24 protein-coding genes are annotated in these 26,159 nt (G+C 60.4%); 18 read left to right on the top strand and 6 right to left on the bottom strand.

Features of this window, described 5'->3' with window-relative positions:
- Positions 1–33 precede the first annotated feature (33 nt).
- The 5 genes from tsaD to Q1B16_RS09085 are packed head-to-tail and all read left to right on the top strand — an operon-like array spanning position 34 to position 3,190.
- Complete coding sequence (tsaD, locus tag Q1B16_RS09105) at positions 34–1,104, top strand: tRNA (adenosine(37)-N6)-threonylcarbamoyltransferase complex transferase subunit TsaD (RefSeq protein WP_299786856.1); 1,071 nt, start codon at positions 34–36, stop codon at positions 1,102–1,104.
- Positions 1,101–2,057 carry an NAD(P)H-dependent glycerol-3-phosphate dehydrogenase gene (locus Q1B16_RS09100; RefSeq protein WP_299786853.1) on the top strand — a complete coding sequence of 319 codons (957 nt, stop codon included), beginning with the start codon at positions 1,101–1,103 and terminating at the stop codon, positions 2,055–2,057. Before tsaD ends, Q1B16_RS09100 begins: the two co-directional genes overlap by 4 nt.
- Entirely contained in the window at positions 2,058–2,333 is a 276-nt protein-coding gene (locus Q1B16_RS09095) for a YciI family protein (protein ID WP_299786851.1), read from the top strand.
- Complete coding sequence (locus tag Q1B16_RS09090; protein WP_299786849.1) at positions 2,330–2,749, top strand: EVE domain-containing protein; 420 nt, start codon at positions 2,330–2,332, stop codon at positions 2,747–2,749. The genes Q1B16_RS09095 and Q1B16_RS09090 overlap by 4 nt, the downstream gene beginning before the upstream one ends.
- Positions 2,750–2,794: 45 nt before the next feature.
- Positions 2,795–3,190 carry a DUF1761 domain-containing protein gene (locus Q1B16_RS09085; RefSeq protein WP_299786846.1) on the top strand — a complete coding sequence of 132 codons (396 nt, stop codon included), beginning with the start codon at positions 2,795–2,797 and terminating at the stop codon, positions 3,188–3,190.
- A gap of 220 nt (positions 3,191–3,410) precedes the next feature.
- On the opposite strand, the gene Q1B16_RS09080 is transcribed toward Q1B16_RS09085, so the two are convergent.
- The 3 genes from Q1B16_RS09080 to ahcY form a co-directional block, all read right to left on the bottom strand.
- Entirely contained in the window at positions 3,411–3,752 is a 342-nt protein-coding gene (locus tag Q1B16_RS09080; RefSeq protein ID WP_299786843.1) for a DUF2853 family protein, read from the bottom strand.
- Between the two features lie 183 nt (positions 3,753–3,935).
- On the bottom strand, positions 3,936–5,786 hold the full coding sequence (locus Q1B16_RS09075) for a DUF4214 domain-containing protein (protein WP_299786840.1): 1,851 nt from the start codon (positions 5,784–5,786) through the stop codon (positions 3,936–3,938).
- Positions 5,787–5,900: 114 nt separating this feature from the next.
- Entirely contained in the window at positions 5,901–7,289 is a 1,389-nt protein-coding gene (ahcY, locus tag Q1B16_RS09070) for an adenosylhomocysteinase (RefSeq protein ID WP_299786837.1), read from the bottom strand.
- 123 nt (positions 7,290–7,412) lie between these two features.
- Between ahcY and Q1B16_RS09065 the strand changes: the two genes are divergently transcribed.
- A complete protein-coding gene (locus Q1B16_RS09065) occupies positions 7,413–8,009 on the top strand; it encodes an HD family hydrolase (RefSeq protein WP_299786834.1) in 597 nt (198 codons plus the stop codon).
- Positions 8,006–8,494: a GNAT family N-acetyltransferase gene (locus Q1B16_RS09060; protein ID WP_299786831.1), complete on the top strand. Its 489-nt coding sequence runs from the start codon at positions 8,006–8,008 to the stop codon at positions 8,492–8,494. Before Q1B16_RS09065 ends, Q1B16_RS09060 begins: the two co-directional genes overlap by 4 nt.
- A gap of 6 nt (positions 8,495–8,500) precedes the next feature.
- Here the strand turns inward: Q1B16_RS09060 and Q1B16_RS09055 are convergent, their stop codons facing one another.
- Complete coding sequence (locus tag Q1B16_RS09055) at positions 8,501–9,055, bottom strand: ActR/PrrA/RegA family redox response regulator transcription factor (RefSeq protein ID WP_299786828.1); 555 nt, start codon at positions 9,053–9,055, stop codon at positions 8,501–8,503.
- Positions 9,056–9,133: 78 nt separating this feature from the next.
- A complete protein-coding gene (locus Q1B16_RS09050; RefSeq protein ID WP_299786825.1) occupies positions 9,134–9,760 on the bottom strand; it encodes an SCO family protein in 627 nt (208 codons plus the stop codon).
- A 117-nt stretch (positions 9,761–9,877) separates the two neighbouring features.
- Between Q1B16_RS09050 and regB the strand changes: the two genes are divergently transcribed.
- The 11 genes from regB to Q1B16_RS08995 all read left to right on the top strand — a co-directional run bounded on the left by regB (position 9,878) and on the right by Q1B16_RS08995 (position 24,529).
- A complete protein-coding gene (gene regB / locus Q1B16_RS09045; protein WP_299786822.1) occupies positions 9,878–11,272 on the top strand; it encodes a sensor histidine kinase RegB in 1,395 nt (464 codons plus the stop codon).
- Positions 11,273–11,351: 79 nt separating this feature from the next.
- Positions 11,352–12,872 carry a PAS-domain containing protein gene (locus tag Q1B16_RS09040; protein WP_299786819.1) on the top strand — a complete coding sequence of 507 codons (1,521 nt, stop codon included), beginning with the start codon at positions 11,352–11,354 and terminating at the stop codon, positions 12,870–12,872.
- 45 nt (positions 12,873–12,917) lie between these two features.
- On the top strand, positions 12,918–13,391 hold the full coding sequence (gene tsaE / locus Q1B16_RS09035; protein WP_299786816.1) for a tRNA (adenosine(37)-N6)-threonylcarbamoyltransferase complex ATPase subunit type 1 TsaE: 474 nt from the start codon (positions 12,918–12,920) through the stop codon (positions 13,389–13,391).
- A complete protein-coding gene (locus Q1B16_RS09030) occupies positions 13,388–14,353 on the top strand; it encodes a phosphotransferase (RefSeq protein WP_299786813.1) in 966 nt (321 codons plus the stop codon). The genes tsaE and Q1B16_RS09030 overlap by 4 nt, the downstream gene beginning before the upstream one ends.
- The gene (locus tag Q1B16_RS09025; protein ID WP_299786810.1) at positions 14,353–15,033 is read left to right on the top strand and encodes a nucleotidyltransferase family protein; all 681 of its coding nucleotides are present in this window, start codon (positions 14,353–14,355) and stop codon (positions 15,031–15,033) included. The genes Q1B16_RS09030 and Q1B16_RS09025 overlap by 1 nt, the downstream gene beginning before the upstream one ends.
- Positions 15,026–17,971, top strand: coding sequence for a double-strand break repair protein AddB (addB, locus tag Q1B16_RS09020; protein ID WP_299786807.1), 2,946 nt, complete (start codon positions 15,026–15,028; stop codon positions 17,969–17,971). Before Q1B16_RS09025 ends, addB begins: the two co-directional genes overlap by 8 nt.
- Positions 17,968–21,363 (top strand): double-strand break repair helicase AddA, encoded by a 3,396-nt coding sequence (gene addA, locus Q1B16_RS09015; RefSeq protein WP_299786804.1) that lies wholly within the window; start codon positions 17,968–17,970, stop codon positions 21,361–21,363. Before addB ends, addA begins: the two co-directional genes overlap by 4 nt.
- Before the next feature lie 48 nt (positions 21,364–21,411).
- The gene (gene trxA / locus Q1B16_RS09010; protein ID WP_299786801.1) at positions 21,412–21,732 is read left to right on the top strand and encodes a thioredoxin; all 321 of its coding nucleotides are present in this window, start codon (positions 21,412–21,414) and stop codon (positions 21,730–21,732) included.
- Positions 21,733–21,846: 114 nt separating this feature from the next.
- Entirely contained in the window at positions 21,847–22,404 is a 558-nt protein-coding gene (gene hslV / locus Q1B16_RS09005) for an ATP-dependent protease subunit HslV (protein WP_299786798.1), read from the top strand.
- Positions 22,405–22,442: 38 nt separating this feature from the next.
- Positions 22,443–23,753 (top strand): ATP-dependent protease ATPase subunit HslU, encoded by a 1,311-nt coding sequence (gene hslU, locus Q1B16_RS09000; protein ID WP_299786795.1) that lies wholly within the window; start codon positions 22,443–22,445, stop codon positions 23,751–23,753.
- Positions 23,754–23,851: 98 nt separating this feature from the next.
- Positions 23,852–24,529, top strand: a complete 678-nt coding sequence (locus tag Q1B16_RS08995; RefSeq protein WP_299786792.1) for a D-lyxose/D-mannose family sugar isomerase — start codon at positions 23,852–23,854, stop codon at positions 24,527–24,529.
- A gap of 70 nt (positions 24,530–24,599) precedes the next feature.
- Here Q1B16_RS08995 and Q1B16_RS08990 read toward each other — a convergent pair whose 3' ends face one another.
- The gene (locus Q1B16_RS08990) at positions 24,600–26,141 is read right to left on the bottom strand and encodes an ABC transporter substrate-binding protein (RefSeq protein WP_299786789.1); all 1,542 of its coding nucleotides are present in this window, start codon (positions 26,139–26,141) and stop codon (positions 24,600–24,602) included.
- Positions 26,142–26,159 lie beyond the last annotated feature (18 nt).

Below are 26,159 nucleotides of genomic sequence, written 5' to 3'. Positions count from 1 at the left end.
CTGCTTGACCCTGACGGCGCAACGGAAAGTCTGATGGACCGCGACTTCACTGTTCTTGGGTTGGAAAGCAGCTGTGACGATACCGCCGCCGCCGTTTTGCGCGGGCGGACGATCCTGTCATCCGTCGTCGCCGACCAGACTGCCCTGCACGAAGCATATGGCGGCGTCGTTCCCGAGATCGCGGCGCGCGCCCATGCGGAAAAGCTTGATCTTTGTGTCGAGCAGGCGCTTACGGATGCCGGTCTGCACCTGTCCGAGATCGACGCGATTGCCGTGACCGCCGGGCCCGGATTGATCGGCGGCGTCCTTTCCGGTGTGATGCTGGCCAAGGGGCTAAGTGCCGCGACCGGCAAACCCTTGGTTGGCGTCAACCACCTCGCCGGACATGCGCTCACACCGCGCCTTTCGGACGGTATGGAGTTCCCCTATCTGATCCTTCTGGTTTCGGGCGGGCATTGCCAATTCCTGCGCGTGGACGGTCCCGTGTCCTTCCACCGCCTTGGCAGCACCATCGACGATGCGCCCGGCGAAGCCTTCGACAAGACGGCGCGTCTGCTTGGCCTGGCACAGCCGGGGGGACCGTCTGTCGAACAACGCGCGCGCGACGGGGATGAGGCCCGCTTTGCTTTCCCGCGCCCGCTATTGGATCGTTCCGGGTGCGACCTCTCTTTCTCCGGTCTCAAAACCGCCCTGCTGCGGCAGCGAGACCAGCTGGTTGCGGAACAAGGCGGCTTGCATGCGCAGGATGTGAACGACCTTGCCGCTGGTTTTCAGGCTGCGATCCGGGATGTCCTTGCGGAGAAATCCCGACGCGCGATAGCTTTGTGTTCGGGGATCACCGGGTTCTCGGTTGCCGGAGGTGTGGCGTCAAATGCGTCTCTCAGGGCCGCATTAGAGACGCTATGCGGAGAATATGATCTGCCCTTTGTCGCGCCGCCTCTGTCCTTGTGCACAGACAATGCCGCGATGATTGCCTTTGCCGGGGCGGAAAAATTGGCATGCGACGGCGCGGACGATCTGACCCTTACCGCGCGCCCGCGATGGCCTTTGGACCAAGCCTCTCCCGCCGCGTTGGGAAGCGGTAAGAAGGGCGCGAAAGCATGATCGGCGTGATGGGGGCCGGTGCCTTCGGTACGGCGCTTGCCATCGCCTTGGCGAAGACCGGAAACCCTGTCACCTTGTGGTGCCGCAGTGCGCAGCAGGCAAAGGAAATGGCCGATCTGCGCGTCAACACAGCCTATCTACCCGGCGCACCACTTCCCGAAAGCCTTGACGTGACCAGCGATGCGGGCGTGCTCGTCACCTGCGACCCGCTTCTCGTCGCCGTACCGCTGCAACAGCTGCGGACGGCGTTGGCGGATATGAAGAAATTGTCCATGCCGCTCGTCGCGTGCTGCAAGGGGCTCGAACTCTCGACCGGCCTCGGCGCGACCGGCATCCTGTCCGACATTCGACCCGATGGGGTAAACGCGCTGTTGACAGGGCCGAGTTTCGCCGCCGATATCGCGATTGGCCGACCCACCGCCCTGACGCTTGCCTGTACGGATAGCGACGTCGGCGCGGCGCTTCAACATCGTCTGACCACACCCACCTTGCGGCTATATCGCACGACCGACACGATCGGGGCCGAACTTGGCGGTGCTTTGAAAAACGTCATCGCGATCGCCTGCGGTGCCGTGATCGGGGCGGGTCTGGGTGACAGCGCGCGGGCGGCAACCATGACGCGTGGCTTTGCAGAAATGCAAAGGATCGGCGCTATTTTTGGCGCAGATACCGACACTCTTGCAGGACTATCCGGTCTGGGCGACCTTGCGCTCACCTGCACGTCCGACCTGTCCCGCAACTACCGGCTTGGCCTGTCCCTTGGGCGAGGCAAGCCTTTCGACCCTACGATCACGGTCGAAGGGGCTGCGACGGCCCGCGCGATGATGGACATTGCCCGCCAGCGGCATATCGATGTGCCGATCACGCAGATCGTGACGCGGTTGCTTGATGGTTCCACGACGGTCGCCGATGCCATAGAAACACTGATGACCCGCCCATTGAAGGAAGAGTAAATGCTGATTGCCCTCATTGCCCGCGACAAGGCTGGCGCTCTCGATGTCCGAAAGGCCAACCGGGACGCCCATCTGGCTTACATCGAATCCACAGGGGTCGTTGAACAGGCCGGGCCTCTGTTGGACGACGAAGAACAGATGATCGGATCGCTGCTCGTGTTGAACGTCAAGGATATGGGCGTCGCACAGGACTGGGCCGACAATGACCCTTATGCCAAGGCCGGGTTGTTCGAAACGGTCGACCTGATCCCGTGGAAACGTGTCGTCGGCCCATGAAGTACTGGCTTTTCAAATCCGAACCATCGACATGGTCGTGGGACGATCAGGTCGCGAAAGGCGATGTCGGGGAAGAATGGGACGGCGTCCGCAACTACCAGGCCCGCAACTTCATGCGCGAGATGTCGGTGGGTGACCTCGGGTTCTTCTATCACTCGCAAAAGGAAAAGGCGGTCGTCGGAACCGTCGAAGTGATCGCGGAAGCGCATCCAGACAGGACGACCGACGACGACCGGTGGGAGTGCGTGGACATCAAGGCGGTTCAGGCTGCGAAAACGCCGGTGACTCTGGATCAGATCAAGGCTGATGAGCGCCTGTTCGAGATGGTTCTGGTGAACAATTCGCGTCTTTCCGTGCAGCCGGTGACCGAAGAAGAGTGGCGCATCGTCTGTGACCTTGCGGGTTTGACTGCCTAGGCAGACTACCCAAGACTAAGGGGTGTCCTGCTTAGGAGTTTCACCATGCCAATTCTTCCAGTCGTCGTCGCCGGGATTGCCGGTTGGGCGTTCGGCGCAATCTGGTACAGCATCTTTGCCAAACCGTGGATTGCAGCCTCCGGCGTCCGAACCGACGCCGACGGGAAACCGGCGAACCGGACATCTCCTGCACCTTATGTGATCAGCATCGTGTCCGCCCTCATCGTTGCGGCGACAATGTACTATGCGTTTGCGATGCTGGAAATCACGACCGTGGCCAAAGGCTTCACCTCCGGTCTGGGGATCGGGGCATGCTTCGCCGCGCCTTGGCTTGCCACCAATTACGGCTTTGCCGGACGCCCGATGCGCCTGATCCTGATCGATGCCGGATACGCGACCTTCGGCTCTGCCGTAATCGGTGCCGTGATCCCGATGTTCTGAAACTCAACGGAGGGTTCCGGGCAGTGCCGAAACCCTCCGTCCCCGCGCTCCCAAGTCACCACGCGCGTCAACTGAATATGGTTTCGGTCGTCCTGACCGTCATGAATGATCTACACGAAGTCCCGCCGTTTACCAAACGCCGAGTCCTGAAAAATCGAGTCAAGTTAGACGAAAAAGGCGCCCCGATACGGCGCGCCCCTGTCGTAACCTGTGCTGTCGCTCAGCTATATACCGACTCTTTACCGAAACGCTTGGTCAGCATGTAGTAGATGACGGCGCGGTACTTGTTCCGCTCGGACTTGCCATAGGTTTCGATCACCGAGTTGATCGCGTCCATAAGCTCCGGCCCGTCTTTCAGACCCAGCTTTTTGATCAAGAAGTTGTCCTTGACCGTTTCCAACTCAGACGGCTGCGATCCCGCGACGGTAGATGCATCCGCGTTGTAAATTGCAGGCCCACATCCGATCGTGACCTTGGTCAGCAGATCCATGTCCGGCGTCATCCCGCATTTGTTTTTCAAATCATCCGCATATTGTGCGATCAAATCGTCTCTCTTACCCATCACTGTCTCCCTGTGAATATTGTCGGTTCCCGGAGGACCGGCCCCCAATGCACGGGAAGGTGGCAAAAACCTTTTCACTGGGCAATGGTTAATGACGCTTTTGGTGTTTAATGGCGTAATTTCCCCCTTCATCGGCTGGCGAGCCAGCCTTTCGCCGAATTTCGACCGAAGAGCACGATCAGCTCATCCATCATCGAAGATCGGCTGTTGCGTCACTCCGATCAATTGCACTAGGAATTCCCCGGTTCCGTCAATTGCGAGTGCTTGCGCATAGGCCTCGTCAATCTGATTCAGCGCATGTCGCAGGGTGGCGTCGCTGCCGTCGAAGATCTGCATGACTTGCCGGGCCATCTCGACGTCGTTCAACCCATATGTCGCGCCATAGCGAAGTCCGAGGGCAGTTTTATCGTTGAGGTATTCCCTGTCTTCAGATTTCTGAAGAACATACGCTACGCTGGAATCGGGCGGATCGAAGGATTTTACCCCGTCGAGAAACTCGTAAATGAACCGCCCCTCGCTCACCGCACCGCGTTCAAGCACATCGACCCAAAAGGCATGACCTTCGGCATCAGGACGGCGATCAAGAACGTTCTGATAGACACGCTCCACAAATTCGGAGGCAGTCGGAACGCCGTCGTAGAGTGCCCGCGTCTCGGGTTGATCGAAGAATGCCTGCGTCAGGTCGTCAATGGCCCAATGGGTGTTGAGAAACGCGTCCATCCAGAAATGCAGCCCCTCGGCATCGGGGGCCCGGTTGAAATAAACGATATAGACCTCGGTCAGGAAACTCAGCAAGTCTCCCGCGTTGCGCGAGTGAATGATCGAATTCCGACCTTCGTCGATCAACGTGAAAAGCCGGTCATCGAACCCGATCAGCTCGATCTCTTCGACAATGTCGATGGCCGCGGCCCCGGACCGATCGACGATGCGGGTGGGCTGGCCGTCAAGACTGATCTCGATGGTAAAGCGGTTGGCATCGCCGTTGAAGATGGCGATGTCCACGCCATCACCTCCGTAAAGCGTGTCGTTCCCGCCGCTGCCGATCAGAGTGTCATCGCCCTCGTTGCCGCCAATTGTTTCCGCCCGTCCACTGCCCTGCATCCTGTCGGCGAAACGCGTACCGCTGTAACCTTCAAAGTTCTGGAATACATCTGTGAAAGACTGACCATTCGCTCGGCCCGTCGTTGTGCCGAAAGCCGCGTCGATGGTCAGGCCGCTGTCGAATGACCCGAAGTCGTAAGCGATTATGTCGTCGCCCGCGCCGCCATCGGCAGTGTCATTGCCCAGATCGGGAAACAGGATGTCATCGCCCGCCGCACCAATCAGAACATCGTCGCCATGCAGCCCGGACAACCAATTATCCGTTGCATCGCCAGTCAGGACATCGGCGCTGTCGGTTCCCTGCACGTTTTCGATCTGCCGGAGCGTTTGCGTGGAGGTTGCTGTGGCTGTTTGCACCCGTGCAATTTCATGGTTCAAATTGACATTAACACCGCCGGTGAAGATCGGAACGTTGTTCGTCGTCGTGCTGAACATCGCCCAATCGGTGCCATCTCCTCCGTGCAGTAGAGAATCGCCCCGACCCGCATAAAGATCGTCATCCCCTTCGTTTCCATAGATCGTATCATTTCCGTCACCCGGAAAGATGGTGTCATTCCCGGCAAGACCACGGATCATGTCATTCCCGTCAAATCCCTGGAACACGTTGGCGGCATTGTCGCCGATCAGGGTATCGTCGAACCGGCTTCCCGCAAGGTTCTCTATGTTCTCAAGCACATGCCGGACAGGCGTTTCGTTGACATGGATGAAAACCGATCCGGTCAGCAGGTTTGCCTCGACGCCACGGTCGATGAACGGCTCGCCGTCGCGCAGCGTATTGTAGCTGACCCAATCATTTCCGATCTCGCCGTTGATCGTATCCTCGCCCACGCCGGGGTGGATTGTGTCGTTGCCCATGTTCCCTAGAAACAGGGTGTCTCTTTCGCTGACCGGGAACAATTCCTCGGCCCAGCCCTTACCATATACGGTTGGCATGACGTCTTCCTTGAACGCACGTGTTTCGCGTTAAGGTTGACCGCTTTTGGGGCCGAAACGTGGCGATTGGCGCACTTTCGCGGGGCAATCGCCGCTTTTCTTGATTAGACTGGTTCAATACCGATAATGCTCGGGCTTGAACGGACCGTCGGGTGTGACACCGATATAGGCAGCCTGTTCCGGCGACAGTTGGGTCAGCTTTACGCCGATCCGGCCTAGGTGCAGGCGGGCGACTTTTTCGTCCAGATGCTTGGGCAGGATGTAGACCTTGTTCTCGTACTGGCCGCCGTTCTTCCATAGCTCGATCTGCGCGAGCACCTGGTTGGTAAAGCTGGCGGACATCACGAAGGACGGGTGGCCGGTGGCGTTGCCGAGGTTCAAAAGGCGGCCTTCGGACAGAAGGATGATCCGGTTGCCCGACGGCATTTCGATCATGTCCACCTGTTCCTTGATGTTGGTCCATTTATGGTTGCGCAAGCTCGCCACCTGGATCTCGTTGTCGAAGTGGCCGATGTTGCCGACAATGGCCATGTCCTTCATCTCGCGCATATGCTCGATGCGGATCACGTCTTTGTTGCCGGTTGTGGTGATGAAGATATCGGCGGTGCCCACCACGTCTTCCAAAAGGACCACTTCGAACCCGTCCATGGCAGCTTGCAGTGCGCAGATTGGGTCGGCTTCGGTGACTTTCACACGGGCACCGGCACCGGCCAAAGACGCGGCAGAACCTTTGCCCACGTCGCCATAGCCACAGACCACGGCGACCTTGCCGGCCATCATGGTATCGGTGGCGCGACGGATCCCGTCGACGAGAGATTCCTTACAGCCATACTTGTTGTCGAATTTCGACTTGGTGACGCTGTCGTTCACATTGATTGCCGGGAAGGGAAGCTGGCCTTCGCGCATCAGTTGATAGAGGCGGTTGACGCCGGTCGTCGTTTCCTCGGACACGCCCTTGATGGCGTCGCGGGTCTTGGTGAACCAGCCGGGTGATTGCTCCATGCGCTTGGCGATCTGCTTCTTGATCACCTCTTCTTCCTCGGATTGCGGGACCGGGATGATCTCTTCCCCGGCTTCAGCCCGCGCGCCTAGCAGGACATAGAGCGTCGCATCGCCTCCATCGTCGAGGATCATGTTCGCGCCTTCCGGGAACATGAAGGATTTGTCGAGGTAATCCCAATGCTCTTCCAGCGTCTGACCCTTGATCGCGAAGACCGGCACACCCGCCTCGGCGATCGCTGCTGCCGCGTGGTCTTGCGTGGAGAAGATGTTGCACGACGCCCAGCGCACATCGGCGCCCAGCGCGACGAGCGTTTCGATCAGAACAGCCGTCTGGATCGTCATGTGAAGCGACCCGACAATGCGCGCGCCGGACAACGGCTTTTCGGACCCATATTCTTCGCGCAGCGCCATCAGACCCGGCATCTCTGTTTCCGCGATGTCCAGTTCCTTGCGGCCGAACCCGGCCAAAGCGATGTCCTTGACGATATAATCCTTGGCCATTGTCGGCGCTCCACATGTGATCATTTGTTGGTGGGCGAGTTAGCACGGGGTCACCGCCCCGGCAATGCGTGCGTGTTTACAAGCGCCCGCCGCCGCTCTACCCACGTCGAAAACGAGGCTAATATGGCGAAATCTTCACGTGCATGGCAACGGATGCTGTCCGGTCGCAGGCTCGACCTTCTGGACCCGACACCGGTCGATATCGAGATCGAGGACATCGCGCATGGCTTGGCTTTCGTCGCGCGCTGGAACGGTCAGACCTTTGGCGATTACCCCTATTCGGTCGCCGAACATTCGCTGTTGGTCGAAACGCTTTTCTCGCGGCTTTGTCCCAACGCGGTGCCGAGCGACCGGCTGACCGCGCTTTTGCATGATGCCCCGGAATACGTGATCGGCGACATGATTTCTCCTGTGAAAGCCGCGGTCGGGTCGGGTTACGGCGCGTTGGATGATCGGCTGACCGCAGCGATCCACATTCGCTTCGGCCTGCCGGCCGTCACCCCCGCGAAGCTCAAGAAACAGATCAAGAAAGCCGACCGCATCAGCGCCTGGATGGAGGCGACCCAGATTGCCGGGTTCACGCGGGCGGAGGCAGACAAGTTCTTCGGCGCGCCCGATCTGGACCTGATCGCCGACCTGTCCATCGTCTTGCGACCGCCGGTAGAGGTCCGCAACGAATTCACATCGCGCCACGCGAAATTACTTGGGCAGATGGCGTGATCACGATCCGCCGCGCGGGCGCGTTGGACGCCAGGGAGATGGCGGAGCTTTTGTCAGCCATTATCCGCACGGGTGGGACCACCGCCCATACTGGTGAGGTGACCCGGACGACCATCCTGGCATGGATGGCGCAGGATCCGGATCGGTCGGCATGGCACGTGGCGGAAGACCAAGACGGTCGGATCCTTGGGTTTCAATTCGTCGAACCGCACCCGGATTTGCCGCCCGAGGCCTGTGACATCGCGAGCTTTGTCCGTGTGGGACAAACCGGATTGGGTGTCGGGTCAAACCTGTTCGAGGCGTCCTGGCGTGCGGCGAAAGAGCTTGGCTATTCGTGGATCAACGCGACGATCCGCACCGATAATTCGGGAGGGCTGGCCTATTATCAAAGCCGGGGTTTCGAGACCTACGCGCATCATCCCGATGAAACACTCGCTGATGGCACGCCGGTGGCGAAGGTCAGCAAGCGATACGATTTGGGCTGAGTTGGCCTAGCGCGGCGAGCGTTTCGCCAGAATGCGCTGCAAGGTCCTGCGGTGCATGTTCAGGCGGCGCGCGGTTTCCGAGACATTGCGATCACAAAGTTCGTAGACCCTCTGGATATGCTCCCAACGCACACGATCCGCACTCATCGGGTTTTCCGGCGGCGGCGGAAGATCATCCCCCTTGGCCAGCAACGCATTGGTGATGTCGGTGGCGTCGGCCGGTTTGGACAGGTAATCCGTCACACCGATCTTGACCGCCGCAACCGCCGTCGCGATCGCGCCATAGCCCGTCAGAACAACGATGCGGCTGTCGGGGCGCTTGTCACGGATCACCTCGACCACATCCAGGCCGTTTCCGTCCTCGAGCCGAAGGTCTATGACGGCATAGGCCGGAGGGCGCGCGGTTGCGATGGCGGACCCGGCAGTGACTGACGGAGCGGTCTCAACCTCGAAGCCCCGCTTCTCCATCGCCTTCGCGAGACGCCGCAGAAACGGTTCGTCGTCATCGACAAGCAAGAGGCTTTTGTCGTCTCCGAGATCGTCCAAGGTCCGCTCGCTCACCGTCGTTCACTCCCGTCGAGTTGCGTTATCCGTCAGTATTACCGGCGAAATTTCCAACTTCAACGAACAAATGGCGTGCTACCCGGCAACGTCAAGAAAGCAGGCCGCCCTTTCCGCAACCTGCTGGGGGGTCAGGTCGCGACGGAAAAACTCCACGAAGCCGTCCTCGGGCATGACCAGATAGCTAAAGGTGGAGTGATCGACGAGATAGTATTCGTTGTCCCCCGGCTGACGGCGGTAGTACGTACGGTAGGCCTGGCTTGCCGCCTGAACCTGCTCTTCAGAACCGGTCAGGCCGATCATGTTCTCGTGCAGATTGGCTGCGAAATCTCCGACCGCCTCGGGCGTGTCGCGGTTCGGGTCGATGGAGATGAAGACCGGAGTAACCTCGTATCCCTGTTCCGCAAGCAGATCGACCGCTTCAGCATTCCGCACAGTATCGAGAGGGCAGACATCCGGGCAGAAGGTATAGCCGAAATAGATCAACGACGGCTTTGTGATCACATCTTCGTCCGTGACCGTTTCGCCTTGGGAGTTAACCAAAGTGAACGGCCCGCCGATCGTATCCGACCCACCTGCGACCGCCGTGCTTCGACACGAGGCGTATTTGTCGTCCCCGCCGCCCGATGGCATGCTTACGTACCAGACGCCGCCAATCAGAGCGACAAGAGCCACGCCCGCCGAAATCGCTGCCAAACGTACCATGTCATCCTCTTGATCCGTGATCCAACAAAGCCCTTCTCATCGCAAGAGCCTCGCCTATGCTTCGCTACAGCCGAGGTAAGGATTTTGAAATCCGACGCAAGTGACGAAAGGGCGCAGATGACGCAAGCCGAGTTCGGACTGTTTCAGGAAAGACAACGGGGAAGCTTCATCCGTCTCCGCACGATGATCTGGCTTCGGTGGTTCGCTATTGTCGGGCAGCTGACTGCGATCACGCTGGCGCAACGCCTGTACAATCTCCAGCTCGAGCTTGGGCTGTGCTACCTCGCGATCGGTGTGTCGATCGTCGGCAACCTCATCGCCATCTTCGTCTTCCCCGAAAACAAGCGCCTGAACGAAGCCGAGAACTTCCTCATGGTGCTGTTCGACCTGCTTCAACTGTGTTTCCTGATCTACCTCACCGGTGGGCTGCACAATCCATTCACCATTCTGATCCTCGGACCGGTTTTCGTATCCGCGACGATCATGAGCCTGCGATCAACGATCATCATCGGCGCGACGGCGCTGGTTCTTGTGACCTTGATGGTCTTCTTCCATCTGCCATTGCGGACCGAGCAGGGATTCATCATGCGTATCGCCGATGTCTTCGTGTTCGGACAATGGACGGCGATCACCATTGCGATCGTGTTTTTGTCACTCTACGCGCGACAGATCACGGACGAGATGAATTCGATGAACGACGCCGTCGTGGCCACGCAGATGGCACTCAGCCGGACGCAGATGCTCAACAACCTTGGGGGCGTCGTGGCCGCTGCGGCGCATGAATTGGGAACACCGCTCGCCACGATCAAGCTGACAAGCGCCGAACTGATGGAGGATCTCGAGGATCGACCCGACCTTCAGGACGATGCCCGCCTGATCCGCGAACAGGCGGATCGTTGCCGCGACATTCTCCAGTCGATGGGACGTGCCGGGAAGGAAGACCTGCACATCCGATCCGCGCCCTTGGTCGAAGTGATCCGCGAAGCCGCCGAGCCGCATTTGAATCGGGGAAAAGATGTGCTGATCGACGCGCAGAGCGATAGCGACAACGACGAAAGCTTCGACCCGCCGCTCGCCTTTCGTCGGCCCGAGATCATCCACGGACTGCGCAACCTCATCCAAAATGCCGTCGATTTCGCGCGCTCGACCGTCTGGGTCGAGGCGCGCTGGACCGAGAACACCGTGTCCATTCGGATCATGGATGACGGACCCGGTTACCCCACCAACATGCTGGGCCGCATCGGCGATCCCTTCGTGAGAAACCGTCGTTCGGACCGGGACCGCACGACCCGTCCGGAGTACGAAGGCATGGGCCTTGGTCTCTTCATCGCCAAAACGCTTCTCCAACGGTCCGGCGCCGAGCTCAGCTTTGCCAACGGCGCGGATCGGGTGAACGGGTCGTCGAAGCGACGCGGAGCCGTTGTCGAAGTCGTGTGGCCGCGAGAGGCCATCGTTCCCCCGAGTCTGCCGAAGGGCGAAGGCATCGGGGAGAACCCCTCCTTCGAGGTCTGAGCGGTCTGGCGCGGTAACCTTAACCATCCGTTAATCATCTCTGCGTCCAATGGACGGGTCGAGGTTGCCGGATGGTCCGATGGATTCGCTTTTTCTGATATCAATTCTGATTGGGGTGGGTTGTGCCGGCGTCACCATCGCCGCCATCGTCCTTTTGGTCCGGCGCACCGATCCAGAGCCGGTCAAAACTACGGATACCGACCTTTGCATGATTTTCGAGGAGGATCGCCTGATCGACGCGGACGATGCGATCTGGCCGCTTTTAACGGATCACGCCGGGTCTGCGGAATGGTCCGACGTCAGGCTGGCATTGCTGCCGTTCATTCCCGCTCTTCCCGAAAACATAACTGATCTGGCCGCTATACGCACAGACGCTGGCATCGAATTGAACGTTGAACAAACGGGCAGACGATGCCGCGTCACGCTTTCGCCCTCGGGCGATCAAAACACCGATTGGTTTCAAGCGCGCCAGAACGAGATCACTCTCACCCGACTGCGACCTGCTCTGATCCACGCTCCCGAACCGATCTGGAGCCTGAGCTCTGACGGCGACTTCATTTGGGGCAACGACGCCTTTGCGCGGTATGCTGATGCGCATGGCGGGCCACGGGCTTTCGCCGATCACATTTCCGACCTGTTGTCGCGTTCGGATGTCTTGCGCTCACGACGGTTGAAGCTGGATGCCCCAGATCTCGGTCACACGCAGAAACGCTGGCTCGAAGTGACGAAAAAGGAAATTGAAACCGGAACCCTGTACTTTGCCACCGGGATCGACGCCGTGGTGCGCGCCGAAGAGGCCCAGCGCAATTTCGTTCAGACGTTGTCAAAGACATTCGCCAATCTCACGACTGGTCTGGCCATTTTCGACCGCGACCGACGTCTTGCGCTTTTCAATCCCGCGCTTATCGATCTCAGCGCCGTGTCGGTCGAGTTTCTAAGCAGCCGTCCCGCTCTTTTCGAATTCTTCGACAAGCTCCGCGAGAAACAGGTCATGCCAGAGCCGAAATGCTACGATGATTGGCGCGAACGGATGGCGAAGCTGGTGGCGGCGGCGAGTGATGACCGGTTTCGGGAGACCTGGAACCTCGCCGGGGGGCAAACCTTGGACGTCACGGGCCGCCCCTATCCGGACGGGGCGATCGCGTTCCTGTTCAACGATATCACCGCCGAAGTGTCTCTGACCCGAGGGTTTCGGACAGAACTCGAAACCATGCAATCGCTTCTCGACGTCCTTGAAGACGCCGTTGCCGTCTTCAATCAACAAGGCGTCCTCACGGCCTGCAACGAAGCGTACAAGCAAATGTGGAAGGTCGATCCCGATACCTGCATCGCGGACTCCACAATCGTCGACGCAACGCAGGAATGGAAAGCGGCCTTTCACCCGAGCCCGGTCTGGCCGGAACTCCGTGATTTCGTCATCAGCACCTCCGAACGCGCCAGTTGGGACAGCGAGCTTCGTTCGAAAGACGGGCGCGAGGTCATCTGCCGGGTCGATCCGATCTGTTTCGGATCGACACTCGTGCGGTTTTGCCATGCCGAGAAACGTCGGGACGAAACTAGCGAAACGGACAGGTTGCACATGGTTTCCCTGCCAGCGTGACGTTCCAATCTTGCGACCCGCCAGCAGGCGGGTAAACATGCCCGCATGACCCAAAGCAGTGCGGCCTTCACCTCTCGTTCTCCGGATGAAACCGCAAGGCTCGCCACGAAATTGGGTGCTGGGTTGCAACCCGGGGATTGCGTGCTGCTCGAGGGACAGATCGGGGCAGGGAAAAGCCATTTCGCCCGCGCCTTGATCCTGTCGCGGCTGGCCGAACCCGAAGACGTGCCGTCGCCCACCTTCACGCTTGTCCAAACCTACGACCTTCCGGATTGCGAGTTATGGCATGCCGACCTCTATCGGCTGCCCGACCCGGATCAGATCATCGAACTTGGCCTTCTGGACGCGTTCCAAAGCGCAATATGCCTGATCGAATGGCCCGAGCGGCTGGGCAATCTGACGCCTGACACCGCACTGTCGCTTCGGTTCGACGACCCGCACCACAATGATACACGCGAGATCACTTTGACTTGGACCGATCCTTCGTGGAATGACCGCTTGCAAGAGGCGCTTTCATGAAGATCGACCATTTCCTGCAAATCAACGGCTGGGACGAGGCCGAGCAATTCCCTTTGGCGGGGGATGCCTCTGCGCGACGCTATATCAGGCTCTGTTCAGGCCTGAAACGCGCCATTCTGATGATTGATCCGCGGGGTGATATCCCACGTTTTGCCGCCCTTGCGGAGCATCTTAGGTCAGTCGGTCTGTCCGCCCCCGAGGTCTTTGCACAATCCGACGATTTCATGCTGCTCGAGGATTTTGGCGATGCGCAATTCGCGCGCGTGATCGCTGACGCACCTGACAAGGAAATCCCGCTCTATGAAGCGGCGACCGACCTGTTGTACCATCTTGAGTCCCAACCTGTCCCTTCCGGATTGGTCACGGCGACCCCTCAGCTTCTTGGCGAGATGATCGAACCGGCCTTTACGCATTATCTCTCGATGCTGGGCGTCGCGCCAGATGATCGCGCCGAAGAGATCACGCTGCGGTTGACCGAACTTTTGGAGCGGCATCTCCCGAAGGAAACGGTTCTCGTTCTGCGGGATTTTCATGCGGAAAACATGATCTGGCTTCCGGACCGCGATGGGGTACGCCGTGTCGGTCTTCTCGATTTCCAGGATGCGCTCGCCGGCCCACCGGTTTACGATCTGGTGTCCATGCTCCAGGACGCACGCCGCGACGTGTCCGAGGCATGCGTGAACTCAACCCTCCGCTACTACATCGAAACCTCGGGCCGCACGGAAACCGAGGTCGTGACGGCGTTCCACCTGCTTGGCCTGCAACGCAACCTGCGCATCCTTGGGATCTTCGCGCGCTTGGCAAAAGACCGCGGCAAGCCGGGCTACATGGCGTTGGTTCCGCGTGTCTGGGCGCATATCAGAACCAGCCTGTCCGCCCCTGTCGCACAGCCGTTGCAGACACTGGTGAGCGACCTCTTTCCAGAACCGACCGAAGATCGCTTAACGTCGGGGGTGGCGTGATGCCGGATGCCGTCATGTTGTTCGCCGCCGGTTTCGGAACACGCATGGGGCCGCTGACGAAGGACCGTCCCAAACCGTTGATCCCTGTCGCTGGCAGACCCCTGATCGCGCACGCCATGGATTTCGTGGACGAGATGAAGCCCGACCAAGTCGTGGTGAACGCGCATTACAAGGCCGAACAGATCGTCGAGTATTTCTCGGACGCGCCGGTCCACGTCCAGGTCGAAATGCCCGACATCCTCGACACGGGTGGCGGGCTGAAAGCTGCTTTACCGGTGTTGGGAACGGAAGTCGTGTTCACCATGAACACGGACGCGGTGTGGGACGGGCCCAATCCGCTTTTGATGCTCAAAGAGACGTGGACAGACGACCTGACGGCGCTTCTTCTTTGCGTTCCCAAAGCGCAGGCGATTGGGCATGTCGGGACAGGCGACATTGATATCGACACCAATGGGCGCGCGACATGGGGTACGGAAACAATCTATTCCGGCGTTCACATGATCCGGGCCGATATCGTCTCTAACGTTGCCGAAAACGTCTTTTCCCTGAAGTCTGTGTGGGATCAGTTGGAAGCGGATGGCACGCTTCGGGCGATCCGCTATCCGGGCGAATGGTGCGATGTCGGGCACCCTGGCGGGATCACTCTGGCCGAAGACATGCTTGGGTACACTGATGTTTGATCCAAGCGAAACATCACGGCTCTTCGCTCTCCCTCCGGGCGCAGATTTCGCCCGCGAGCTTGTGCTGGGTCTGAAGGCCCGTCTCAAGGATGAGCCGCCCGAGGCGATGGCACGCGTAGACTTGATCCTGAACACACGCCGGATGCAGCGGAGGGTAGAGGCGGTCTTCGACACTCTTGGCGCGGGCTTCCTGCCCCGAATCCGATTGATCACCGATCTGGCGGACCCGATCGACAAGGCGCGGCTTCCCAAGCCGGTTCCCGCGCTGCGCAGGCAGCTGGAATTGTCGGAACTCGTGCGCCGTCTGATCGATACCGACCCAAAGCTCGCCCCGCGCTCGGCCGTCTATGACCTTGCTCAGAGCCTTGGCGCGTTGTTGGACGAAATGCAGGCCGAGGGTGTCACACCGGACGACATCGCGGCGCTGGACGTGACGGATCAGTCCGGTCACTGGGAACGCGCGCAACGATTTCTGAATATCGTGACCCCGTATTTCGACCCAACATCAGAGGCTCCAGACGCCGCGGCGCTCAACCGGATGGTTCTTGCACACCGTCTGGACCGATGGCGTGACGCACCACCCGACCATCCGATCATCGTCGCTGGATCGACGGGGTCGCGGGGGTCTGCGTTTGCGCTGATGACGGCTGTTCTGAAATTGCCGCAAGGTGCTGTGATCCTGCCGGGATTTGATTTCGACATGCCGCGCGCGGTCTGGGATATGTTGCAGGACGATGTCCGCAACACCGAAGCGATGCAGGGCGAGGACCACCCGCAATTCCGGTTCGCCCGTCTGCTGGACCACGTTCGGCGCGACCGGGGCGACGTGAAGACATGGACGGCAACGCCTCCGCAGAACCCCGCCCGAAATGCGCTGGTGTCACTGGCCATGCGCCCAGCCCCTGTGACCGATCAATGGCTGTCCGATGGGCCAAACCTCCCACCTCTGGAAGAGGCAATTCAGTCTCTGACATTGGTCAAAGCGGCCTCTCCACGGGATGAGGCGCGTGCGATTGCCATGCGGTTGCGGCAGGCGGCCGAAGACGGCATCACCGCCGCATTGATCACCCCGGATCGGATGCTCACCCGCCGGGTCACGGCCCTTCTGGATCGCTGGAACATCCTTCCCGATGACAGCGCGGGCACCCCCGCACAGCTTTCGGCACCCGGTCGATTGCTGCGCCATATCGCCCAGATGACGGTGCAAGGTCCAACGGCTGACGCGCTCTTGACCATCCTCAAGCATCCCCTCTGCCACATCGGCGCGGATCGCGGGCAGCACCGGCTGTGGACGTCCGAGTTGGAGCTGTTCATGCGGAACGAGGGCGTGCCCTATCCCGATCTCACACAGCTCCAATCGTGGAAAAAGGCGGGCGAGGCGGAAAATTGGCTGGCCTGGATCGACCGTTGGCTGCTGCGCCCGGCGCATACGGCGTCGCTGCCGCTGACAGAACTGGTGCGAGCGCATCTGGCGACAACCGAAGCCGTCTGCGCCGGATCGACGAGTGACGATGCATCCGAACTCTGGGCCAAGAAGGCCGGAGAGACCTGTCGCAAGGCGTGCGACGACCTGCTCGAGAACGCGGCGCACAGCGGGCCCATGACCGCGCGGGACTACGCTGATCTGGTCGACGGCATCCTTCGCGCCGAAGAAGTCCGTGACCGGGACGCGCCGCATCCGCATATCCTCATTTGGGGGACGATCGAAGCACGTGTAATGGGGGCCGATCTGGTGATCCTCGGCGGGCTGAACGAACACTCCTGGCCGGATGCGCCACCGCCGGATCCGTGGCTCAATCGCCGGATGCGACAGCAGGCCGGTCTTCTGCTGCCGGAAAGGCGCATTGGCCTGGCGGCGCATGATTTTCAGCAGGCCATCGGAGCCAAGGAGGTCTGGCTGACGCGGGCGGAGCGCTCTGAAGATGCGGAAACCGTGCCGTCGCGCTGGCTCAACCGGCTGACGAACCTTTTGCAGGGTCTGCGCGACACCGGGGGCCCCGACGCAATAAAGGCGATGGAGGCACGCGGTCAGCGCTGGCTCGATCTTGGGAAACGCCTCGACACACCACTCCCCGCACCACTTTCTCCACGGCCCTCTCCCGCGCCGCCGGTGATTGCGCGGCCTACGGAACTGTCCGTGACCAATATCGAAAGGCTCATTCGGGATCCTTTCGCGATCTACGCATCGAAGGTGCTGCGCCTGCGCCCCTTGAACCCGATTCAGCACGCGCCAAGCGCGATGCACAGGGGGACGGTCATCCACGAGATTTTCGAGAAATTCGTCTCTGACTCGCCCAAAGATACAGATCTCGTGACCGAAGATTACCTGCTGTCGGTTGCGCGGAACCTGTTGGACGCAAAGGTACCATGGCCCACCGACCGCATCCAGTGGCGTGTCCGCATCGAGAAGATCGCGCGCTGGTTTGTAGAGAACGAACGGGCGCGACGGAGCAAGTCCTGGCCCGTGCAGTTCGAGCGAACCGGCGCCATTGCCCTCGGTGATCCGCCGTTCCGTGTCACCGCTAAGGCCGACCGGATCGACCTGAACGATCGGGGCGAGGCGTTGATCTATGATTACAAAACCGGAACCGCGCCGACGCGGGATCGCCAACTCTTGTTCGACGTCCAGTTGCTCGTCACGGCCGCCATCGTTGCCGAGGGCGGCTTTGCGGACCTGACCCCAAGAAGCGTCGCAGAGGCGCGATACATTTCCCTTGGCGGCACCGGCAACGAAGTTCCCGCGCCCTTGGATGAGGCGCCACCGGAAAAGACGCTCGCAATGCTGCGCAAGCTGATAGACGCCTATCGCGACCCGAACACGGGATACACGGCGCGCAACCGGATGCACAAAGACGCGTTCGGATCGGATTTCGACCAACTTTCGCGTTATGGCGAATGGAACGCGTCGGACCCGGCGGTCAAGGTACACCTGACATGATCCGAAACGACGCAACCGAAGCGCAGGTGCGAGCCGCTGATCCGTCAGCCTCCACCTGGTTGGGGGCCAATGCCGGATCAGGGAAAACCCGCGTTCTGACCGACCGCGTGGCGCGGCTTTTGTTAGGGGATGCACGACCCGAACACATCCTGTGCCTGACCTTCACCAATGCGGCCGCAAGCGAGATGCAGAACAGGTTGTTCAAGCGCCTTGGCGAATGGGCGATGCTGGCGGATTCCGATCTTACGGCGCAGCTGTCCGAATTGGGCGAGGACCCGGCGCTGCTGACCCCAGATTTCCTCGCCCGCGCGCGCACCCTGTTCGCGCGTGCCATCGAAACCCCCGGGGGCCTGCGGATTCAGACCATCCACGCCTTCTGCGCGTCGATCCTGCGCCGCTTCCCTCTCGAAGCCGGAGTCAGTCCGCAATTCCAGGAGATCGATGACCGAACGGCGCAATTGCTGCGCGAGCAGGTTCTGGACGAAATGGCGGGCGGACCGGACGCGGAACTGATTGCCGATATTGCGCGTGTCGCGTCGAACAACCCGTTGCACGAACTGGCCAGCGCCGTGGTCAACCAACGCGACGGGTTCACGCCTCCCCTGACGCGCGATGAATTGGCGAAGCGCTACGGGCTCGCGCCGCAGGACACGTTGTCGATGGTACTCGCGACGGTCTTTGCGACGGGCGACATACCGTTTTTGGCCGGAATAGTGCCTGATCTGCGCACAGGCGGAAAAACCGACAACGATCTCGCCGATGCCATTCAGGCGGCCCGGTCGGAAGACCTCGATGCGCTGCTTGTCCTCGAGAACCTCGTCTTCACCCAGAAGGGCGACCGTCGCAAAACGCTCCCCCCCACGGCGAAACTTCGCTCCGGATCGCTGGCCGGCAGCGTAAACAGGCTCGAAGACCTCTACGACAGGGTCGAAGCAGCGCGCGAGAAACGGCTGGCCCTGGACGCGGTTGACAAAGACACCATCCTCCACCGCTTCGCTGGCACCTTTTTGACCCGGTACGAGGACAAAAAACAGGCCCGCGGCTGGCTCGATTTCGATGACCTGATCACCCGCACGCGCGGGCTTCTGACCAACAAGCGGCAAGCGGAATGGGTGTTGTATCGCCTCGACGGCGGCATCGATCATATCCTTGTGGACGAAGCGCAGGACACGAGCCCCGCGCAATGGGACGTGATCAACCAGCTGGCACGCGAGTTCACCTCTGGCGAAGGTGCCAGAAGCGATGTGCGGCGCACGATCTTTGTTGTCGGCGACAAGAAACAGTCGATCTATTCCTTCCAGGGCGCCGATCCGCGCGAATTCGACACGATGCGCGCGTCCTTTCGGGACCAGATGCAATCAACCGATGCACCGCTTCAGGATGGTCAGCTCAGCTATTCGTTCCGGTCCTCGGTGCCGATCCTGCGATTGGTGGACGAGGTGTTCAAAGGCAGAGACAAAGCCGGGTTTCTGCCGGATCAGACTCACATTTCCTTTCACGAAAGCCTCCCCGGCCGGGTCGATCTCTGGCCGCTGATCGAGCCCGCCGACGACGGCGCAGAGGACATGCCCTGGGACACTCCGGTGGATCGTGTCAGCCCGACTCACCACAATGTCATCCTCGCCCAGCGAATCGCGCGATTCATCGACCAGACGCTGAAAGACGGCACGGCCTTGCCAACCGGGCATGCGTCGGATGGAAGTCTTGAGACGCGGCCCGTACATGCAGGCGATTTCCTGATCCTTGTGCGCAGTCGCGGAGCTCTGTTCCACGAGATCCTGAAGTCCTGCAAAAAGCTGGGATTGCCGATCGCAGGCGCCGACAAGCTCAAGGTCATGGCCGAACTTGCGGTTCAGGACCTGCGCGCGCTCCTCGCGTTTCTGGCCACGCCGGAGGACAGTCTCTCTTTGGCCTCCGCCCTGCGGTCGCCCCTGTTCGGGCTGGATGAACAGGCCATTTTCGATCTGGCACATCGCCGAAAATCACCGCATCTTTGGGAAGAATTACGAAGGCGGAAAGACGATTTCCCAGCCGTTCTCGCCGTGCTGGACGATCTGCGCGCGAACCTTGATTTCCTGCGGCCCTATGACCTTCTGGAGCGGATCCTGATCCGTCATCAGGGACGGCAAAAGCTGATTGGGCGCCTCGGGGAAGAAGCGGAGGATGGGATCGACGCGCTGCTGAACCAGGCTCTGGCCTACGAGCAGACGGACATCCCGAGCCTGACCGGCTTTCTGCACTGGATGGAGACCGACGACATCGAGATCAAGCGTACGGTCGACTCCGCTGGCGCACGGATCAGGGTCATGACGATCCACGGCGCCAAGGGTCTGGAAGCGCCGATCGTCATCCTTCCCGACACCCACAAGAAACAGTCGCAGACAAGCCGGGACACTTTCGTGACCGCCGATGGTACGATCCACTGGCGCGGAGCGGACAAAACCCGTGCTGCCCTTCAGGCGGCCGCCGTTAATCAGGCGCGGGAGGCCGATGAAGAGGAACAGGACCGCCTGCTTTATGTGGCTCTGACACGGGCGGAACGATGGCTCGTCGTGGCGGCGGCAGGGAAAGCCGACAACACTGCGCAAAGCTGGCATGACCGTGTCGCGGCGACTATAGATGCGTGCGGTGGCAATCCCCATCGCTTTGCCTTCGGCGACGACGGACCGGATCATGGGCGACGGCTCGAGCACCTCGATTGGCCCGCGCCGGCCCCGGCCAAAGTCGATATCACGAAAGAGCCCGAGATCGTCTTGCCGGACCTCTTCACGAAACCCGCGGACCTCTCGATCCCGGAAAAGACCACGCTGAGCCCCTCCGATCTGGGAGGCGCCAAGGCGCTTGCCGGAGCAGACGGGGACCTCAGCGATATCGCCAAGGAGCGCGGCACGCTGATCCACCTGCTTCTCGAGGTGCTGCCGGACGTGCCTCCGGCCGAACGACACGCGATCGCGTCCAGGCTTTTGTCGGACCATCCAATGTCAGAGGACCTCGTTCAGGAAGCCATCGCCATTTTGGACGCACCCGACCTTTCTCCTTTTTTCGCACCAACGGCGCTGGCCGAGGTGCCCGTAACGGCCTCTCTCGACGCGTTCCCCGGCATGATCTTTCACGGGATCATCGACCGCCTTCTGGTCACCGAAACCAGGATAATCGCCTTTGATTTCAAGACGAACCGAACCGTCCCGGAGACAGCGGAACAAGTGCCCGAGGGGCTGTTGCGGCAGATGGGCGCGTATCGCGCAATGCTCGCTGCGATTTACCCCGACAGAGCGATCGAATGCGGCCTTCTGTGGACCCGCACGGCCACTTACATGCCATTGCCGGAGCCGATCACGACACACGCGCTCGCAAGAGCACACCACCTTGACGCCCCTGCTGAGGGTACATAGTCTCATGATCCGACAGAAACCCGCGCATGAGCCGCAAGGAGAGACCTGATGTCCACCGTCGCCGTCACCGATGAAACCTTCGATGCCGAAGTCAAGAATTCCAGCGTTCCCGTTGTCGTAGACTTCTGGGCCGAATGGTGTGGCCCGTGCAAACAGATCGGCCCCGCCTTGGAAGAGCTGGCCGCTGAATATGGCGATGCCGTCAAGATCGCCAAGGTCGATGTGGACAGCAATCCGAACACCGCCGCTGCCATGGGTGTGCGCGGTATCCCGTCACTTTTCATCTTCAAGGATGGTCAGGTCGTGTCGAACAAAACCGGCGCTGCGCCAAAGGCCGCGCTCAAGGGTTGGATCGACGAAAGCATCTGATTTCATTGTTTTTCAGGCGAACGCCCGGCCAGCTGTGCCGGGCGTTTTGCGTTGCAGGGCTTGTGCGACTTGGTCGTTCGGCCCATATCGACAGAAACGCGAAAAGGACCTCTCATGGCTGACAACGACTTCCCCGGCTGGCATGGCACGACGATCATCGGCGTCCGCAAGGGCGGCAAGGTTGTGATCGCAGGCGACGGACAGGTCAGCCTCGGACAAACCGTGATCAAGGGCACCGCGCGTAAGGTGCGTCGCATTTCACCCGGCGGGTACGATGTGGTCGCGGGGTTCGCCGGATCGACGGCGGACGCGTTTACGCTGCTGGAGCGTCTGGAAACCAAGCTAGAAGCCACACCCGGACAATTGCAGCGGGCCAGCGTCGAATTGGCGAAGGATTGGCGCACCGACAAGTACCTGCAAAAGCTCGAAGCGATGCTGATCGTGTCGGACGGCAAGGACCTGTACGTCATCACCGGCGCGGGCGACGTGCTCGAACCCGAGCACGATGTCACCGCCATCGGATCGGGCGGCAACTACGCCCTCGCCGCCGGTCGCGCGCTTATGGACACCGACAAGGACGCCGAACAGATTGCCCGCGAAGCAATGGCCATCGCAGCGGATATCTGCGTCTACACAAACGGCAACCTCACGGTCGAGACGATCAGCGCCTGATCGTGGATGTGTCTCCTGTCGCCGAAAGGAATACAAGAATGACCGACCTCACCCCCCGCGAAATCGTCAGCGAACTGGACCGGTTCATCATCGGCCAGAAGGATGCCAAACGTGCCGTGGCCGTCGCCCTGCGCAACCGCTGGCGGCGCAAGCAGCTTTCCGACGACCTGCGCGAAGAGGTGTATCCGAAGAATATCCTGATGATCGGGCCAACCGGCGTCGGCAAGACCGAAATCAGCCGCCGTCTGGCGAAGCTGGCCAAGGCACCGTTCATCAAGGTCGAAGCGACCAAGTTCACCGAAGTCGGCTATGTCGGCCGGGATGTGGAACAGATCATCCGCGATCTGGTGGATGCGGCCATCGCGATGACCCGTGACCAGATGCGCGAAGATGTGAAAGCCCGCGCGCACGAAGCCGCCGAGGAGCGCGTGATCGAAGCGATTGCCGGGGAAGGCGCCCGCGAGGGCACGCGCGAGATGTTTCGCAAGAAGCTCAAGGATGGATTGCTGGATGACACCGTGATCGAGCTTGAGCTGCTCGACACGTCCAGCCCCTTCCCGACAATGGACATTCCCGGCCAGCCCAACATGGGCGGTGGCGGCATGATGAATCTGGGCGATCTCTTCGGCAAAGCCTTCTCGGGTCGTACAGTGCGCAAGCGGATGACCGTGGCCGAAAGCTACGAAACCCTCATCGCGGAAGAAGCGGACAAGCTGCTGGACGATGAGCAGGTCAAGGAACTTGCCCTTGAAGCGGTCGAGCAGAACGGCATCGTCTTTCTCGATGAGATAGACAAGGTCGCCGCCCGGCAGGAAACACGCGGCGGCGATGTCAGCCGCGAAGGCGTGCAGCGAGATCTGCTGCCGTTGATCGAAGGCACGACCGTCAGCACCAAACACGGCCCGGTCAAGACCGACCACATCCTCTTCATCGCCTCCGGCGCGTTTCACATCGCGAAGCCCTCAGATCTGCTCCCCGAGCTTCAGGGGCGTCTGCCGATCCGCGTGAACCTGCGCGCGCTGACCGAAGAGGATTTCGTGCGCATCCTGACCGAAACCGACAACGCGCTGACGCTCCAATACACGGCGCTCATGGCGACCGAAGAAGTGACCGTCACCTTCACCGATGAGGGGATCGCCGCTTTGGCCAAAATCGCAGCGGACGTGAACCAGTCGGTGGAAAACATCGGCGCACGTCGCCTCTACACGGTGATGGAACGGGTGTTCGAAGACCTCAGCTTCGACGCACCGGACAAGCCCGGCGAAGAAGTGACCGTGGATGCCGCCTTTGTCGAAAAGCACTTGGGCGAACTGACCCGCTCGGCCGACCTGAGCCGGTACGTGCTCTGATCTTCATCTTGCCAGAAAAACTCCCGCCGGAGGCTCCCGTCGCTTCCACTGGCAGCACGTATTGGGTACGTTAGCGCCAACATACCCGTGAGGTGCACATGAAACGGTCCCGCATCAACGATATCCTGCACGAAAGCGAGGCGTTCATCCGGTCATTCGGCTATGCCCTGCCGCCCTTCGCCTATCTGTCACCAGACGAGCTGAAGACCAGTGACCACGCCGAGATTAAAGCGCGGCGCATGGGTTGGGACATCACCGATTATGGCCAGGGAAACTTTGACGATCTGGGCTTGTTTCTGTTTACGACGCGCAACGGATTGAGCCACGATTTGGGAAAGACATCCGCGATGCTCTACGCCGAGAAGATCATGATTTCCCGAGACCGGCAGCTTAGCCCGATGCACCGGCATGACCTCAAGGTCGAAGACATCATCAATCGCGGCGGGGGAACGCTCGTGCTCGAACTGTTCATGGCCGACGCAGGCGGCGCGATCGACCGCAGCGCCGATGTATCTGTCATGGTCGACGGGATGATGCGCCGCCTGCCCGCCGGAGGCCATCTCAAGCTTGATCCCGGCGAGTCAGTGACGCTTTTCCCGAACAACTGGCACGCATTCTGGGGCGAAGGCGGGGATGTTCTGATCGGAGAGGTTTCGACGGTGAATGACGACCTGACCGACAATATCTTCGAACAACCGATCGGCCGCTTTTCGAACGTCGAAGAGGACGAAGCGCCGCTGCACCTCTTGGTGTCGGATTACGACACGCACCTGTAAAATTTCCGCTCACCTGAACGCAAAACGCCCCGCCAAGCGGCGGGGCGTTCCGTTTCAAGAGATCGCTCGATTACGCGAACCACCAGCGTTCGATCAAGCGCGAGCTGTCCATCTGGAAAACGTTACCGATGGTGCCCGAATTGGTGAGCTTGGTCGAATGCGCATCGACGAAGTTCGCGTACATCGGGATGACAGTGCCACCTTCCTTGGAAACCAGCATCTGCATCTCGCGGTACTGTTCGCGGCGCTTGTCGCTGTCGAGCTCGGCGCGCGCGGTCAGCAACAGTTCTTGGAACCGGGCATTTTCCCAGCCCGTGTCGTTCCACGGCACACCGGCTTCGTACGCGGTCGAGAACATCCAGTCCTCGGTTGCACGGCCCGACCAGTAGCAGGCGCACCACGGCTTTTTCAGCCAAACGTTCGACCAGTAGCCGTCATCGGGTTCCTGAACCACGTTGATATTGATGCCCGCCGCCTTGGCCGACGCCTGATAAAGCTGCGCCGCATCGACCGCGCCCGGGAAGGCCGCATTGGCTGCGGACAGGTCGATGGACAGACCGTCGAGACCTGCTTCGCGAAGAAGCGATGCCGCCTTGTCGGGATCGTAGTCGTTCATTTCCAGATCGTCGGCGAAATACTGGTTCGCGGGCCCGATCGGGTTGTCGTTGGCGACCGCACCGTGGCCAAGCAGGATCTTGTCCACCAGTTCCTGACGGTTGACCGCGTGCTTGAGCGCCTGACGCACCTTGAGGTCGGTGAAGGGATCGACATTGGTCAGCATCGGGAAGGTGAAGTGCTGGTTTCCGGTCACTTCGAAGATGTTGATCATTGGATTTGCGCGCATGAGCGGCTCGGTCTTGAAATCGACCCGGTTCACCGCGTCAACCTGACCGGTCATCAGCGCGTTCATCCGGGCCGACGCGTCGTTGATCGCGATCATTTCAACGCTGTCGAACCAGCCTGCTTCACCGTCCTTGTAGTGGCTGTCGACACGGCTCAGCAGCACACGCACGCCTGGGTCGAAGCTTTCGACCTTGTAAAGGCCCGTGCCGATGCCTTGCGCAATGGCCTCTTCGATCTGGCCTGCGGGGAACATGCACAGGTGATAGTCGGACAACAGGAACGGGAAGTCCGCGTTACCGGCTTTCAGCGTGAATTGCACCTCGCTGTCGCTGACCTTGGTCATCTCGGCGATGTTTTCGACGATCGGCTTGGCCGCCGATTTCGCGCCTTCTGCCGTATGCATGTTCAGCGATTCCAGAACATCGTCCGCACCGAACGGCTTGCCGTTGTGGAAGGTCACGCCGGGGCGGAGTTTGAATGTCCAGGTCACGGCGTCTGCCGACGCTTCCCAGCTTTCCGCCAGTTCGCCGACCAACTCGCCACTTGCGGCAACTTGGGTCAGACAGTCGAACACCGCCCCGTGACCGGCCATGATCATGAAACTGTCGGAATGGGTCCGGCTGTCCCAGCTATCCGAGGTGTTCGCCCCGGCCAGACCAAGGCGCAGCGTGCCGCCCCGTTGTTGCGCGCGCAGTGGCAGGCCACTTGCCGCAAGCACACCGGCGGCAGCGCCGGTCTTGAGTAGTCCACGTCTTGAAATACGAGTCATCATCGTCTCCCTGTGATT

The sequence above is a fragment of the uncultured Marivita sp. genome, assembly GCF_947488135.1.
Taxonomy (GTDB): domain Bacteria; phylum Pseudomonadota; class Alphaproteobacteria; order Rhodobacterales; family Rhodobacteraceae; genus Marivita.
The sequence above is the reverse complement of the archived record's forward strand: the minus strand, read 5'-3'. Positions and strand labels throughout refer to the sequence as shown.